At 70.1% G+C, this 17,594-nt stretch carries 2 protein-coding genes (1 of these 2 only partly in view); both read right to left on the reverse strand.

Annotated features, from left to right (window positions below; all coding sequences use genetic code 11):
* Positions 1-14,523 carry an amino acid adenylation domain-containing protein gene (locus AC25M7_RS11760; RefSeq protein WP_486971082.1) on the reverse strand — a complete coding sequence of 4,841 codons (14,523 nt, stop codon included), beginning with the start codon at positions 14,521-14,523 and terminating at the stop codon, positions 1-3.
* Positions 14,520-17,594 carry the end of a non-ribosomal peptide synthase/polyketide synthase gene (locus AC25M7_RS11765; protein ID WP_486971083.1) on the reverse strand. The gene runs 22,374 nt beyond the window's last position, so only the last 3,075 of its 25,449 coding nucleotides appear in the window; its start codon lies off the right edge, out of view; the stop codon is at positions 14,520-14,522. Before AC25M7_RS11765 ends, AC25M7_RS11760 begins: the two co-directional genes overlap by 4 nt.

Genomic DNA, 17,594 nt, shown 5'->3' on the forward strand with positions numbered 1-17,594 from the left:
TTACTGCTTCACCCTGCCGTGATACAGGGCCTGCCCGTCATGCCACCACGCCGCCAGGCTGAACACATCCGGCACCTTGAGGATGCTGAAGTGGTTGCCCGGCCCCTGCCATACCTCCAGTTGCGGCAGCCACTCGCGCCAGCCCTGCTCCATGGCCTGCTGTTCACGCTGGTTGCCGGCGAGATCCAGGCTCGGATCAGCCACCAGTACCAGCCGCGCCAGACCGTTGAACCCGCCGTCGGGACGGTACACCGTGCGCAGGGCCGTGGCGAAGGTCCGCACCACGCCCTCGAGCGCCTGAGCCGAAGAACGCGACGGCATCAGGCCGACCCGCACCATGGCCGCGTGCAACTGGCGCAGTTGCTCCTGATCGTCAGCTTCGGCAAAGACCGCAGGTTCGATGCCCAACGACTTGCCGGTGGACAGCTGCAACGACTCGATCAGCCGCTGCAGGGCCTGGGTAAAGGTGTACGGTTTGCCGCAGCTGCCCCCCGCGCCCGGCGCCTCGCTGTCGATCAGGGTCAGGGAGCGCACTTCACGCCCCTTGGCCTGCAGGCGTAGCGCCATGGCATGGGCCACCCAGCCACCGAACGAATGCCCGACCAGGTTCAACGGGCCTTCGGGGTACAGCGCCTCGATGGCCCGGACATGGCAGTCGGCGGCGGCCTCCACCGCGCTGTGCGGCACCTCACCCACGGCAAGGCCCCGGGCCTGCAAGCCATGCACCGGCCAGTCCGGCCCCAGCGCCTCGGCCAGGCCGATAAAGCTGGTCACGCTGTCACCGGCCCCCGGCACGCAGAACACCGGCACATGGGACGGCGTACCGCTCTGGATCGCCAGCAGCGGCTGGTGCGCCGGCGGCAACAGACCGGGAGCGGCCTGCATCGCCTGCGCGATGGCCTGGCCCAACACCGCCGCCTGCGGATCCTGCACCATGCTCTGGTGGTCGCCCGGCACGCTCAGGCAATGCAACGCCTGCCCCGGCAAGGCCTCGGCCCAACCCAGGGTCGGGCTGTCGGTGACGATGCCGGCGCTGCGCTGCTCGGCCAGGAACAGGTGCAGTGGCACCGGCAACGGTGCCAGGCGGTAATGCGCCAAGGCATGCCCATGGGCCAGGTGACGCTCGAAGAAGTGGCGCAATTGCCCGTCGCTGGCCTGGACCAGGCCGGGCACCAGGAGCTGGCGCTCACGGCAGTGGGCGAGCAGCGCATCGAAGGCCAGCGCCCCGGGCTGCAATGCCTCGATTTCGGCCAACTGCGCCGCCCCAGCCTCGCCCTGCGCCTGCCAATGCACCCGGCAATGCAGCAACAGCTGTCCTTGCAACAGATGCGGCCCTTGCCAGCGCGCCTTGCCCTGGTCGCTCAGGCGCGGCACGTAGGTGTCGATGAGGCCGACGAAGGCCACCGGCTCGTCCGCGCCCAGCAACTGCGCGGCCACCTCGTAGGCCAGCACGCCGCCGAACGACCAGCCCGCCAGCCGATACGGCCCGTGGGGCTGCACGGCGCGGATCCGCCCTACCAGGCGCGCCGCCAGGCACTCCATGGTGTTCAGCTGCGCTTCCCCGGGGGCGACGCCAGCCAGGCCGTAGACGGGGAAATCACCTTCGATATGCCGCCCCAGGACCGGGAAGTACAGGTCCAGGCCACTGAACTCGTGGATCAGGAACAATGCCGGCTGACTGCCTGCGGCGCGCACCGTGACCAGGCCTTCGTCCTCTTCCGCGCCCTCGCCCAGGCGCGCTGCCAGGGTGGCGATGGTCGGGTGCTGGAACAACTCCGCCAGGGTCGTGTGCAGGCCGGCCTGGCGCATCTCGCCCACCAGGCGGATCGCCGACAGCGAATGCCCGCCCAGTTCGAAGAAGCTGTCATGGCGCCCCACCCGCTCGACTTCCAGCACCTGCGCCCACAGCGCGGCCAACGCCTGCTCGACCGGCGTTGCAGCGGCCTCGAACACCGCCACTGCAAGGTCCTGGGCACCTGGCAGTGGCAGCGCCCGGCGGTCGACCTTGCCATTGTTGGTCAACGGCAGCGCCGCAAGCGCGACGAACGCCGCCGGCAGCATGTACTCCGGCAGCCGTTCGCGCAGGAAGCCACGCAGCGCCACACCATCGAGGGCCGTGTCGGTGCGGGTGTACCAGGCCACCAGCCGCAGCGGCCCCTGTTCCAGGCGCAGGGCCATGACCACGACTTCGTCGACGCCCGGGCACTGGGCCAGGTGCTGCTCGATCTCGCCCAGCTCGATGCGGAAACCACGGATCTTCACCTGATCGTCGGTGCGGCCCAGGCATTCCAGCTGGCCGTCATCACGCCAGCGGGCCAGGTCGCCGGTGCGGTACAACCTCGCGCCAGGCCCAGCACCGAACGGGTCGTCGAGGAAACGCTCGGCCGTCAGTTGCGGGCGATTCAGGTAGCCCAGCGCGACGCCGTCGCCGCCAATGTACAGCTCACCAGTCACGCCTTCGGGCAACAGCCGCCCGTGTGCATCGAGGACATAGGCCGTGGTATTGCCGATCGGGCCGCCGATCGGCACGTGCTCGGCGCCGTCGGCCACGGCCCGCACGGTGCAGGCGGTGGCGAAGGTGGTGGTCTCGGTGGGCCCGTAGCAGTGCACCAGGCGCAGGCTCGGCGCCCGCGCCAGCAACGCCCGGAAACTGGCGGGCTCGCCGCGCTCGCCGCCGCACAGCAGGACCCGCAGCCCTGCCAGGGCCTCGGGGATCAGCTGCACATACTGGTTGAACAGCGCCGTGGTGACGAACATCACGCTGGCGCCGCCCTGGCGCAACGCGCTGGCGAACTGCGCCGGCTCGACCAGGGTCTGGTGATCGATCACCAGCACCTGGCCGCCGTTGAGCAGGCCGCCCCAGACATCCAGGGTGGCGGCGTCGAACGCCGGGTTGGAGACGAAGGCGAAACGGTCGCTGGCGTCGAAGTCGGCATAGCCGTTGTTCAGCACCAGCCGGGTGATGCCGCGATGGGTCACCCGCACTCCCTTCGGCGTGCCGGTGGAGCCCGAGGTGTACATCACGTAGGCCACCGCGTCGGCCTCCTGCGCGAGGTTCGGGTTGTGCGCCGGCTGGTCGTCGAGGGCCAGGCAATCCAGATCGATGCGCCGCGCCTCACATTCCGCCGCCAGGCTGCCGAGGGTCAGCAGCGCCACCGCCTGGCAGTCCTGAACCATGAATGCCTGACGCTCGGCCGGGGCGTTGATGTCCAACGGCACATAGATGGCCGCGCACTTGAGCACGGCCAGTTGCGCCACCAGCAACGGCAACGAACGCGGCAGCAGGATCGCCACCGGGTCACCTGCCGCCACGCCCTCGCCGATCAGCCAATGGGCCAGGCGGTTGGCTTGCTCGTTGAGTTCGCCATAGGTGAGCTGACGTTCATCATGGCGCGCCGCCAGCGCACGCGGGTGCCGTGCCACTTGCTGCTCGAACAGATGCTGCACGGGCAGTTGCCGCGGGTAGTCACGCTGCGTGGCGTTGTAACCCACCAAGAGCCGCTGGCGTTCCTCGGCCGGCACGATGTCCAGCTGTTCCAGGCCTCGCTCGGGATCCTGCGCCAGGGCCTCGACCAGGTTTTCCAGCGCCTGCTGCAGATAACCGCACAGGCGCCGCGCATCCAGGCCCGGCGCGCACTGCGCGGTCAGGCCGAAGCCTTCACCCAGGTCGTCGATGCTCAGGGCCAGCGGGTAGTTGCTGCGTTCCTCGGCATGCAGCAGCTCGATGCCTTCCCACGCACGCCCGGCCGCGCTGTCGCGGACCAGGGCCGTGGCACTGTGGCGGTAGTTGAGCAAGGCACTGAACAGTGGCGCGCCAGGCGGCAGCGCGCTGCAGCGCTGGGCCAGAGCCAGTTGCGCATGCTCGTGCACCAGCAGCCCGGTGAGCCGGCGGTGGGTGTCGAGCAACGCCTCGCGTACCGGCAGGCGGCCCACCTCCAGACGCAGCGGCAAGGTGTTGATGAACACGCCCAGGGCGCGCTCCACGCCTTCGCCACCCTGCAGGCGACCGAGCAGCACGGTGCCGAACACCACGCTGTCGCGCCCCGACAACTGCCCCAGCACCATCCCCCAGGCTAAGTGCATCAGGCTAGCGGCACCGACACCCAGCAATCGCGCTTGCTCGCGCAGGCATCGCGCCAGCCCGTCGTCCAGCAGTATCCGAGCTTCGGCCTCGGCGCCCTGATGCGCCAGCGGATGCGGTCCGTAGGGCAAGGTTGGCTCGTCAATGTCGCCCAGTTGTTCGCGGAAGAACGCCTCGTGCCCGGCCTCGTCCGCGCCGTGCAGCACCTGGGCGATGTAGTTGCGGTACGGCACCGGCGCGGGCAACCGGTGCTGCTCGCCAAGCAGGCAGGCCTGCAGTTCGGCGCGCAGCACATCCTGGGCCACATGGTCCATGACCAGGTGGTGGAACAGCAAGGTCGCGGTGATGCGACCGCTGGCCGGGTCCTGGCTGTGCAGCAAGCGCAGCATGGGGGCGCGGGTCAGGTCCAGGCGCAAGACCGGGGGCGTCTGCGGGGTCACCTCCTGTACCGGCAGCGATGCCTGGCGCCACACCACCTGCACCGGTTCGGCGAGGCCGTCCCAGTAAAGCGAGGAACGCAGGATATCGTGACGGGCGATTACCTGGTCCAAGGCCCGCTGCAGCGCCTCCAGCCGCGCGCGGTCGGCCACGGCGAAACGCGCCTGCAACAGGTACGGATCATCACCCTCGCTGGCCAGGTGGTGGTAGAGAATCCCCGCCTGCAACGGCCCCAGCGGGTAGATGTCCTGCACATTGGCGGCACCACCCGGGACCTGGGCGACGATGCGGTCGATGGCCGCCTGGTCCAGCGCCACCAGCGCCAGCAGGTCCGGGGTGATGCGTCGGCAGCCGACGCCAATACGGTTGGCCGGCACCCGGGGCCCGCCATGCTGGCCCAGGGTCGCGGCCAGGGCGGCCAGGGTCGGCTCGGCGAACAACACACGGATATCCGCCTCCAGGCCTTCGGCACGCAGGCGGGCAATCAGGGTCACCGCCAGCAGCGAGTGGCCGCCCAGTTCGAAGAAGTGGTCCTGGCGCCCTACCCTCGGCACGTTCAACAGCTCGGCCCAAAGCGCTGCCAGATGGGTTTCGGCCTCGCCTTGCGGCGCCTCGTAGGCACGGCTGAGCACAGACTCGGCACCCGGCTCGGGCAGCGCCTGGCGGTCGAGCTTGCCGTTGGCGGTCAGCGGCATGGCCGGCATCGCCACATAGGCCGACGGCACCATGTAGTCCGGCAGCTGCGCCAGGGCATGCCGGCGTAGTGACTCGATTCCAGGCGCCTCATCATGGGCGGTAAACCAGGCGACCAACCGTTCGCCACGCAGCAGCACCGCCACTTCACGAATGGCCGGATGACTGGCCAGGCACGCCTCGATCTCGCCCAGTTCGATGCGCAGGCCATGCAGCTTGACCTGGAAATCGTCGCGGCCGAGGAATTCCAGCTCGCCGTCGGCGCGGCGGCGCACCAGGTCGCCGCTGCGGTACAGACGCTCACCGACCACGAACGGGCTGTCGCCGAAGCGCTCGGCATCCAGTTCCGGCAGGCCCAGGTAGCCACGGGCCACGCCGACGCCGCCGATGTGCAGCTCGCCCACCACGCCACGGGGCACCGGCAGGCCGTTGCGGTCGAGCACGTACAGCCGGGTATTGGCGATCGGCCGGCCGATCGGTGGCGCGCTTACAGGCAGCGCTTGCCCAGGCTCCAGGGTCCAGACGCTGCAATCGACGGTAGCCTCGGTCGGGCCATAGACGTTGTGCAGCCGCACCTGTGGCAGGCGCTCGCGCACCTGTTGCAGCAATGCCGTGGTCAGCTCGCCGCCGCCGCAGACGATATCGGTGAGGCTGTCGCAGGCCGCGCTGGCCTCCAGGGCAAGGAACTGCTGCAGCAGCGCCGGCACGAACTGCACCACGCTGACCCGCTGGCGCTGGATCAGCGCCGCCAGGTAGGCCGGATCGCGCTGGCCGTCCGGACGCGCCAGCACCAGGCGCAGGCCGGCGCACAGCGGCCAGAACAATTCCCACACCGAGGCGTCGAAGCTCACCGGGGTCTTGTGCAGCAGCGCGCCCTCGACGGTCGGGGCGATCAGCCGCGAGCTCCAGTGCACCAGGTTGCACAGGCTGCGGTGCTCGACCATCACCCCTTTCGGCATGCCCGTGGAGCCGGAGGTGTAGATCACGTAAGCCAGGTGGCGGGCCCCCAGCCCCGGGACTTGCGGATTGTCCGGCGACTGGCCGGCCCAGGCCGGCTGATCGAGGTCCAGGCGCGGTACCCGGCTGTCGGCGAAGCGCCCGCGGCTGCCGGCATCCACCAGCAACGCCAGCGGCGCGCTGTCGGCAAGCATGTAGGCCAGGCGTTCGTCGGGGTAGCCCGGGTCCAGCGGCACGTATGCGCCGCCGGCCTTGAGCACCGCCAGCAGTCCGACCAGCAACTGCGGCCCACGGGCCAGGCACACCGCGACCCGGCTGTCGGCGACCACGCCCTGGGCGATCAGTTGATGGGCCAGGCGGTTGGCCGCCTCGTTCAGTTGCCGGTAGCTCATCTGGCCGTCCTCGGCCTGCACCGCCAACGCCTGCGGCATGCGCGCCACCTGCGCCTCGAACAACGCCTGCACCGGTTGCTGCAAGCCGCCGACCAATTCGCTGGCATTGCAGGTCACCAGCTCCTGGCGACGCTCGGCGGCGCCCAGCAGCTCGACCTTCGCCGGCACCGCCTGGTCACTGCCAGCCATCGCCCATAGCAGTTGCTCCAGGTAGCCGACATGGCGCTCGATGGTCGCCCGGTCGAACAGCGCCGTGGCGAACTCCAGGGCACCGCCGTAGCCGTCGGCGGTCTCGCCCAGGCTCAGGGTCAGGTCGAACTTGGCCAAGGTCTGCGCGCCGCCCAGCGCCTCCAGTTGCAGGTCGCCCAGTTGCAGGGCCTCGGCCGGGACGCCGTTCCAGGCCAGCGACACCTGGTACAGCGGGGTATGGGCCAGGCTGCGCGGCGGGTGCAGCAGTTCCACCACCTGTTCGAACGGCAGGTCCTGATGGTCCTGGGCCTGGCTGACGCAGGCCTTGACCCGCGCCAACAGCGCGCCGACGTCGGGCAGTCCGGCGGTATCGATGCGCAGGGCCAGGGAGTTGACGAACAGCCCGATCAGCCCTTCGACCTCGGCCTGCCGACGGTTGGCCACCGGCGTGCCGATCACCACCTCGGCCTGGCCGGACAGCCGCGCCAGCAGCGCCGCCCAGGCGGCGCCGAACAGCATGAACGGGGTGACCCCGTGGCGCAGGCACAGCGCCTTGAGGTCTTCGCTCAGACGCCGGTCCAAACGTATCTCGACCCGGTCACCGTGATAGTCCTGGCGGGCAGGCCGCGGCCGGTCGGTCGGCAGGGTCAGCAGCACCGGCGCGCCGGCCAGTGCCTGTTGCCAGTATTCGCCCTGGCGCTGCAGCGCCTCGCCGGCCAGCCAGCGGCGCTGCCACAGGGCGTAGTCGCCGTACTGGATCGCCAGCGCCGGCAGTGGGTCGTCGCGCCCTGCGCTGAAGGCCTGGTACAGCGCCGCCAGCTCCTGGGTGAACACCCCCATCGACCAGCCATCGGCGACGATATGGTGCAAGGTCAGCAGCAGCACATGATGCTCCGCCGCCAGGCACAGCAGGCGGCCGCGCACCGGCAACTGGTGCGCCAGGTCGAAGGGCAGCAGCGCTTCGGCGTGCATCAGTTCGGGCAGCTGCTGCTCGGCGCCGCGCAGGTCGTGCCAGACCAGGGCGAAGCCGCCACGCCCTGGGGCCACGCGCACCCGCGCCTCGGCGCCTTCCTGGGTGAAGTGGCTGCGCAGGCTTTCGTGACGCTCGATGATGCGCCCCAGTGCCCGCTCCAGCGCCGCACGGTCCAGCGGGCCGCGCATGACCAAGCCCAGGGGAATATGGTAGGCGGCGCTGGCATCGTCCATCTGCGCCAGGAACCACAGGCGCTGCTGGGCGAACGACAGCGGCAGGGACTGGCCACGGGGCGTCGGTTCGATGGCCGGCAGCACCTCGCCGCCGCGCTCGGCCAGGGTCGCCGCCACCGCCAGCAGACGGTCATCGGCGAACAGCTCGCCCAGCGACAACTCCCGGCCGAGGCGTGCACGCACCTGGCCGACCATGCGCATGGCCAGCAGCGAATGGCCGCCCAGTTCGAAGAAGCGGTCCTGGCGCCCCACCCGTTCCAGCTGCAGCAGCTCGCACCAGAGCTCGGCCAGGGCCGTTTCCAGGGCGCCTTCGGCGGCCTCGTGGGCCTGGCTGGCCGACGCCTCGCGCTCAGGCAACGGCAGCGCCCGGCGGTCGACCTTGCCGTTGGCGGTCAATGGCCAGGCATCCAGGCGCACCAGGGCCGCCGGCACCATGTAGGCCGGCAGGCGCTGCTGCAGGGCAGCGCGCAGGGCACCGACCGGCTGCGCCTCGGGGCCGGCAATGTAGTAGGCCACCAGTCGCGGCTGGCCGGGCTGGTCCTCGCGGGCCAGCACCAGCGCTTCGGCGACGCCGGGCAAGGCCAGCAGTTGTGCCTCGATCTCGCCCAGCTCGATGCGCAGGCCGCGCACCTTCACCTGGTCGTCGTTGCGGCCCAGGTAGTCCAGGGTGCCGTCGGCGTTCCAGCGGGCCAGGTCGCCAGTGCGGTACATGCGTGCGCCGGGCTGCTCGCTGAACGGGTCGTCGAGGAAGCGCTCGGCCGTCAGTTGCGCACGGTTCAGATAGCCCCGCGCCACCCCGGCACCGCCCACGTAGAGCTCGCCGGTCACGCCGCACGGTACCAGTTGCCGCGCCTCGTCCAGCAGGTAGATCCGGGCATTGGCGATCGGCCGGCCGATGTCCAGCGCCCCGCCCGGCAGCACCAGGCCGGAGGTGGCGACCACCGTCGCCTCGGTGGGGCCGTAGTTGTTGACCACCACGCAGCCCGGATCGCTGGTGAACTGGCGCAGGCGGTCGCCACCGATCAGCAGGGTGCGCAGGGTCGGATGGCGCAGCCCCTGGGTGAAGGCATATTCGGCGACCGGCGTTGGCAGGAAGGCCACCTTCAGCGGTTGCTCCAGCCACCAGGCCAGCAGCCCGTCGAGCTGCTCGTTGCCCAGCTCGACCGGTGGCAGGTGCAGCACCGCACCGGCGCACAGGGCCGGCCAGACCTCCCAGGCCATGGCGTCGAAGCCGAAGCCGGCGACGCTGGCAGTGTGCTCGCCGGCGCCCAGCTCGAAGGCCTTGCAGTGCCAGTGCACCAGGTTGGCCAGGGTACGGTGCTCGACCATCACGCCCTTGGGCTGCCCGGTGGAGCCGGAGGTGTAGATCACGTAGGCCAGGTGGCTGGCCAACAGGTCGTGCCGCCCGGGATTTTCCGTGCGCGCCGGCCAGTCCGCCCGGTCCAGTGCCAACACGGGCACGGCCAACCCCTCCAGGCGCGCCAGCAACACCTGCTGGGCCAGGACCACCACGGGGGCGCTGTCTTCGAGCAGGTAGCGCAGGCGCTCATCCGGATGCGTCGGGTCCACCGGCACATAGGCGCCACCGGCCTTGAGCACCGCCAGCAGCGCCACCAGGGTATCCAACCCGCGCCGGGCGACCACCGCCACCCGGTCGTCGGGCCCCACGCCCCGTTCGATCAGGTGATGGGCCAGGGCGTTGGCGCGCTGGTTCAGCTCGCCGTAGCTCAGGCGTGCATCGCCGGCCACGGCGGCCAGCGCCTGTGGGGCACGGGTGGCCTGGGCCTCGATCAGGGTCGGCAGGGTCTGCTCGACCGGGAATGGCCGGGCACTGCCGTTGAAGGTCTGCAGCAGGCGCCGGCGTTCGACGTCACCGACCAGTTCGACCTCGGCCAGGGAGGCCTGGTCGTTGGCGACCATCGTCTGCAGCAGGCGCTCGAAGTAACCGGCGAAACGGCGCACGCTGCTTTCATCGAACAGCGCCGTGGCGTACTCGAGGCTGCCGACCAGCGCCTCGCCCTGCTCGCCCATGCTCAGCGACAGGTCGAACTTGGCCACCTGGTTGGCCTGGGCCACGCCCTCCAGGCGCAATCCCGCCAGGCTCGGCGCGGCGCCCTCGGTGGCCAGCCAGTTGAGGGTGGTCTGGAACAACGGCGTATGGCCGAGGCTGCGCGCCGGGCGGACGATCTCCACCACCTGCTCGAACGGCAGGTCCTGATGCGCCTGGGCGTCGAGCAGGCGGGCCTTCACCTGACCCAGCAGGCGCTCGCTGCTCGGCGCGCCCGACATGTCGATGCGCAGCGCCAGGGTGTTGACGAACAACCCCACCAGCGGCTCCAGCTCGGCATGGCCGCGTCCGGCCACCGGGCAGCCCACCACGACCTCATTTTGCCCGGACAGACGTGCCAAGGTCGCGGCCCAGGCACTGAGCAGCACCATGTACAGGGTCGCCTGATGCCGCTGGGCCAGGGCCCGCAGGCCGGCACCGAGACGCGCATCCAACTGCAGCGCCAGGCTGGCGCCGCTGAAGTCCTGGCGTGGCGGCCGTGGCCGATCACTCGGCAGGCTCAACAGGGTCGGCGCGCCATCCAGGGCCTGGCGCCAGTAGTCGGCCTGGCGTTGCAGCTGCTCACCGGCCAGCCAGCGCCGCTGCCACACGGCGTAGTCACCGTACTGGATCCCCAGGGTCGGCAACGGATCGTCCAGGCCCTGGCGCATGGCCGGGTACAGCGCGCCCAGCTCACGGGTCAGCACGCCGAGGGACCAGCCGTCGGCGACGATATGGTGCAGGGTCAGCAGCAGCACATGGTGCTGATCCTCCAGGCGCAGCAGGCTGGCGCGCAGCAAGGGCCCCTCGACCAGGTCGAACGGCGCGGTGGCCTCGGCCTGCAGGTGCGCGGCCAGGTCATCGGGCGCCAGGCTCAGGCGCCGCAGCCAGCCCGGTTGCGGTCTGTCGGCGATGTGCACCTCGGCACTGTCGCCTGCGGGCACGAAGCGGCTGCGCAGGCCCTCATGGCGCGCGACGATGCACAGCAGGGCACGCTCCAGTGCGTCGGCATCCAGCGAGCCGCGCAGGCCCAGGGCCAGCGGCACGTTATAGGCCTGGCTGCCGCCCTCCAGCTGGGCCAGGAACCACAGCCGCTGCTGGGCGAACGACAACGGCAGGGGCTGCTCGCGGGACACCGCAACGATGGCCGGCAGCGCGCTGTGCCCGGCGCTGGCCAGCACCTGGGCCACGGCGGCCAGCTCGGGATTGGCGAACAGCTCGGCCAGGGTCAGCTCGACGCCGAGCCGCAGGCGCACCTGGGACACCATGCGCATGGCCAGCAGCGAATGGCCACCCAGGGCGAAGAAATGGTCATGCCGCCCGACCTGTTCCACCTGCAGCAGTTCGGCCCACAGCTGGGCCAGGGCGCTTTCCAGTTCACCCTCGGGGGCCACGTAGCCATGCTCGAACAGCGCCGAACGCTCCGGTGCCGGCAACGCCCGGCGGTCGAGCTTGCCGTTGGCGGTCAGCGGCAGCGCCTGCAGGGCGACGAAGGCCACCGGCACCATGTACTCCGGCAGATGGGCGAGCAGTTGCGTGCGCAGGATCTCAGGCAAGGGCGCCTCGAGGCCGGCTTGCGCGGTGAAATACGCCACCAGCCGCGGCTGGCCAGGCTGGTCCTCGCGGGCCACCACCACGGCCTCGCCGATGCCCGGCAGGCTGTTCAGCCGGTTCTCGATTTCTCCCAGCTCGATGCGCACCCCGCGAATCTTCACCTGGTCGTCGTTGCGCCCCAGATAGTCGAGGGTGCCGTCGGCCAGCCAACGCACCAGGTCACCGGTGCGGTACATGCGCGCGCCCGGCGTTGTAGAGAACGGATCGTCCAGAAAACGCTCGGCGGTCAGCTGCGGGCGGCCGAGGTAGCCACGGGCGACGCCGGAGCCGCCGATGTACAGCTCGCCCGCCACGCCCAATGGCACGTGCTGCAGATCGGCGTCGAGCACGTACAGACGGGCATTGTCCACGGGGCCGCCGATGTGCAGCGCGCCCCCCGCCTCCAGCACCCCGGAACTGGCCACCACGGTGGTCTCGGTCGGGCCGTAGTTGTTGACCACGGCGAAGGTCTGGGTGCGATTGAACTGACGCAGGCGATCGCCGCCGATCAGCAGGGTACGCAGGGTCGGGTGTCCGAGCTGATGACTGAAAGCGTATTCGGCCACCGGCGTCGGCAGGAAGCTGATATCCAGCGGTTGCTCGCGCCACCAGGCCAGCAACGCATCGAGGTCCTCGTGGCCCTCGCCGGCGGGTGCCAGGTGCAGGGTGGCCCCGGCGCATAGCGCCGGCCAGACCTCCCAGGCCATGGCGTCGAAGCCGAAACCGGCCAGGCTCGAAGTGTGCCGGCCCAGGCACAGATCGAAGGCCCGGCAGTGCCAGTCCACCAGGTTGTTCAGGGTGCGGTGCTCGACCATCACCCCCTTCGGCTGCCCGGTGGAGCCCGAGGTGTAGATCACGTAGGCCAGGTGTTCCGGTCCCAGGGCGACGACGGGGTCGTCCAACCGCTGCGGCCAGTCAGGCTGATCGAGCACCAGCACGGGCACCGTGATGCCACCCAGGCGCCCCCGCAAGCCGTGTTGGGTCAGCACGGCCACTGGCGCGCTGTCGTCGAGCAGGTAGCGCACACGCTCGTCCGGGTGGGCCGGGTCCACCGGCACGTAGCCGGCGCCGGCCTTGAGCACCGCGACCAGGCCAATCAGCGTGTCCAGGCCACGGCGGGCGAACACTGCCACGCGGTCGTCGGGACGAACGCCCAGACCGATCAGGTGGTGGGCCAGGGCATTGGCGCGCTGGTTCAGGTGCTGGTAGGTCAGCGACTGCTCGTTGGCAGTGGCGGCCAGGGCATGGGGATGGACCTGGGCCACGCCCTCGATGCGCCGATGCAGCGGACCGTGCGGCTGTTCGATGCCCGGGGTCTGGTTGAAGGTTTCCAGCAGCTCCTCACGCTCGTCGGCAGGCAGCATCGGCAGCGCCCTGACTTCAGTGGCGGGCGTCGCCGCAAGCAGGCTGCGCAGGGTCTGCTCCAGATAGGCGCAGACGCGCCGTGCCGGCACCTCGGGACTGGCCAGCAGGGTCAGGCGGAAGGCTTCGCCGAAGTCGTCGACACTCAAGGTCAAGGGGTAGTTGGTGGCTTCGGCGGCATGCACGATCTCGATCCCGGCCCAGCCGGCGCGCAGCACCGCTTCGGAGCCCGAGGCCGCGCTGTGGCGGTAGTTGAGCAAGGCATTGAACAGCGGCGACGGCGCTGCCACGCCGCTGCAGCGCTGGGCCAGGGCCAGGGGCGCGTGCTCATGGCGCATCAGCGTGCTCAGGCGCTGGTGGGTGGCCTTGATCGCGCAGGCCAAGTCGGCGTCGTTAAGGTCCACCCGCAACGGCAGCGTGTTGATGAAGATGCCCAGCGCCCGGTCGGTAGCCTCGGCGCCTTGCAGGCGGCCCATCAGCACGGTGCCGAACACCACCTGGTCGCGCCCGGTCAGGCCGCCCAGCACCCGTGCCCAGGCCAGGTGGAACAGGCTGGCGACGCTCACCCCCTGGCTGCGGGCATGGGCGCGCAGCTCGCGACACAACGCCAGGTCGAGGTCCAGCGCGTGCTCGTTCAGCGCCGCGCCATCGCCCTGCACATCGGCCAGGCCATAGGCCAGGGTCGGCGCGTCCACGCCGCCGAGCATCTCGCGGAAGAACGCCTCGTGCTCGGCCTCGCCGATGCCCAGCAGGGCTTGGGCCACATGGTTGCGGAACGGCAGCGGGCGGCCCAGCCGGGCACTTTCGCCGAGCAGGAAGGCGAGCATCTCGTGGCGCACCACCTCAAGGGCGCTGTGGTCCATGGCCACGTGGTGGAACTGCAGGGTCGCGTGGACCTGCCCATCCGCCTCCGGCGCCTGGCATTGCAGGCGGATCAACGGTGCCTGGGTCAGGTCGAAGCCGCTGTCCGGCAGCTGGCCCTCGGCGAGCTGGATGACCCGCAGCCGGGCCCGGCGCCAGACCACCTGCACCGGCGTCTCCAGGGCCTTCCAGTGCACCGAGGTGCGCAGGATGTCGTGACGGTCGATCACCCCTTGCAGGGCCTGCGCGAAGGCCTCGACCCGGGCGCTGCTGGCGAACACGAAGCGCGCCTGCATCACGTAGGGATCGTGGTCGCCGGCGCTGGCATGGTGGAACAGCATGCCTTGCTGCAACGGCACCAGCGGGTAGATGTCCTGCACATTGACCGCGCCGCCGGGCACGCCTTCGACCAGTTGGTCGATGCTGGCCTGGTCGAGTTCGACCAGGCTGAGCATGGCTGGGGTGATCCGAGTGCAGCCGGCCGGAATGCGGTTTTCCGGTACCTCGACGTTGCCCTGGCGCGCCGCCACGTACTCGCCACGCTCGAGCATCCCCAGCAGCGCCGGCTTGTGCTCGCGCAGCCGCGCCACCAACGCGGCGTCGCTCAGGGCCTGGCGATTGCCCTGGACTACCAGCTGGCCATCCTTGAGGGCCAGCTGGACATTGTTGGCGGCCAAGGTCGCCAGTAGTTCGTTGATGCTCACAGGACGATCTCCATTCTGTCTGTGATGGCGGCATAGCCTGCCAGCGTCGGGTGTTCGAACAGGCTGCGCACGTCGGCCTCCAGGCCCGCCTCGCGCAAGCGCGAGGTTAGGGTCACGGCCAGCAGCGAGTGGCCGCCCAGTTCGAAGAAGTTGTCGTGGCGCCCTATCCGCTCCACGCCCAGCAGCTCGCCCCAGATAAGCGCCAGCAGCTGTTCGGTGTCGCCCTGCGGCGCCTCGTAGGCCCGCGCTGGCAGGTCCGGCTGCGGCAGCGCCTTGCGGTCAAGCTTGCCATTGGGGGTCAGCGGCATGGTGTCGAGGGCCATGAACAGCGCCGGGACCATGTACTCGGGCAGTTGCCCCAGCAGCGCTTCGCGCAAGGCCTCGGCGGGCGGCACGTCGCCGGTGACGTAGGCCACCAGGCGCGGGCCGGCCGGCTGGGCGTCGTGCACCAGCACCACGGCTTCACGTACCCCAGGCACCCGGGTGAGGCAGGCTTCGATCTCGCCCGGCTCGATGCGCAGGCCGCGCAGCTTGATCTGGTGGTCGGTACGGCCGAGGAACTCAAGGCTGCCGTCAGCGCGCTGGCGCACACGGTCGCCACTGCGGTACAGGCGCTCCCCGTCGGCGAACGGGCTGGCGATGAAGCGCTCGGCCTGTTGCTCCGGCAACCCCAGGTAGCCACGCGCCACCCCGGCGCCGCCGATGTGCAGTTGGCCGGCGACGCCCAATGGCACAGGCTGGTCGTGGCCATCGAGCACGTACAGACGGGTGTTGTCGATGGGCCGGCCAATCGGCAGCGCCCCCGGCGTCAGCGGATCCTGCGGGTGCAAAGTGCAGACGCTGCAATCGACCGTGGTTTCGGTCGGCCCGTAGACGTTATGCAGCCTTGCCCGTGGCAGGCGCTCGCGCACCTGGCGCACCAGGACCTCGGTCAGCTCGCCACCGCCGCAGACGATATCAGTGAGGCTGTCGCAGGCCGCGCTGGCGTCGTGTTCGAGGAACTGTTGCAACAGCGCCGGCACAAACTGCACCACGCCCACCTGTTGCTGGCGGATCAGCTCGGCCACGTACTGCGGGTCGCGGTGGCCGTCCGGGCGCGCCAGCACCAGGCGCACGCCGCTGCACAGCGGCCAGAACAGCTCCCACACCGAGGCGTCGAAGCTCACCGGGGTCTTGTGCAACAACGCACCCTCACCTGGGAACAACCCGGCGCTCCAGCGCACCAGGTTGACCACGTTGCGGTGCTCGACCATCACCCCCTTGGGCAGCCCGGTGGAGCCGGAGGTGTAGATCACATAGGCCAGGTTGGCGGCGGTCAGGCCCGGCACCTGTGGGTTGTGGCTTGGCTGACGGGTCCAGTCCGCCTGGTCGAGATCAACCTGCGTCAGTGGCAGATCCCCCATCAGCGCCCGGGTGGCCGTCTGCACCAGGACCGCCCTTGGCTGGCTGTCGACCAGCATGTGGCGGATCCGTTCGGCTGGATAGTCGGGGTCCAGCGGCACATAGGCACCACCGGCCTTGAGGATCGCCAGCAGGCCGACCACCAGCGACAGCCCGCGCTCGACACAGATCGCCACCCGGTCGTCGGGCCGCACACCCAGCGCGATCAGGTGATGGGCCAGGCGGTTGGCCTGGGCATTGAGCTGCTCATAACTGAGTTCACCCTGCTCGGCGCTGAGCGCAACGGCCTCGGGCCTGCGCAAGGCCTGGGCCTCGAACAGTTCCTGGAGGGTCCGATTCAGGTCGTGGGGCTGCGCCGTGCGGTTGAAGTCGTGCACCAGCTGGTCGCGTTCCTCGCCCGACAGCACTGGTAGTTGCAGCAGCGCTTGCCGTGGCTGATGGGCCAAGGCCTCGGCCATGGCCTCCAGCACCCGGCGCATCTGCTCGCAGACACGCGCGGCGCCGACCGCCGCCGGGGCCAGGGTGACCAGGCGGAAGCGCTCGCCAATATCGTCCACGCTCAGGCTCAGCGGATAGTTGCTGCGCTCGTTGCTGTCGAGGGTCTCGATGCCTTGCAGGGCCTGACGCTGCTCCTCGTCCGCCTGGCTGCCGTGGCGGTAGTTGAGCATCGCGCTGAACAGCGGCGCCGGGGCCGGCACGCCGCTGCAACGTTGGGCCAGGGCCAGCGAGGCATGTTCATGGGCGAGCAAGGCGCTCAGGCGCTGCTGGGTCTGACGCACAGCGTCCTGCAGGTTGATGCCTGCAAGGTCCAGGCGCAGCGGCAAGGTGTTGATGAACATGCCCAGCGCCTGGTCCGCTCCCGCGCCGCCTTCCAGGCGACCGAGCAGCACGGTGCCGAATACCACGCTGTCACGGTCGCTGGCGGCGGCCAGCAAGCGGGCGTAGGCCAGGTGGAACAGGCTGGCGACGCTGATGCCCAGCTGCCGGGCCTGCTGACGCAGAGCGGTGGCCAGGGGTTCGTCCAGCCACAGCTGGGCCTCTTCGATACCGAGCCCATCGACCTGCACATCACTCAGGCCGAACGGCAGGGTCGGCTCGTCGATATCCCCCAACTGCTCGCGGAAGAACGCCTCGTGCTCGGCCTGGCTGACGCCCAGCCGCGCCTGGGCCACGTAGTTGCGGTACGGCGCGCCCTGTTCGGCGGGCACCGACGCACCTTGCAGATAACCGACCAGTTCCCGGCCGAGCACATCCAGCGCGGTATGGTCGAGGACGATATGGTGGAACTGCAGCACAGCCTGCCGTCCGGCGCCCTGCGCGTCCGGCCAGTGGTACAGGCGCACCAGTGGCGCCTGATCCAGGGCCAAAGCGTGGGGCACCGCTGCCTCTTCAGCCACCTCGAGCAACGCCAGGTCAGCCTGGCGCCAGACCACTTGCAATGCCTGCGGCAGGCCGTCCCACAGCACTGAAGTACGCAGCACGTCATGACGGGCGATGACCTTGCCCAGCGCATCGACGAAGGCGTACAGCCGGTCACGGCTGGTGAAGGCCATGCGCGACTGCAGCACATAGGGATCGTGCTCCGGCGAGCTGAGGTGGTGGTAAAGGATGCCTTCCTGCAACGGCGCCAGTGGGTAGATGTCCTGCACGTTGGCCGCGCCGCCCGGCAC

The sequence above is a fragment of the Pseudomonas sp. P106(2024) genome, from assembly GCF_057480815.1.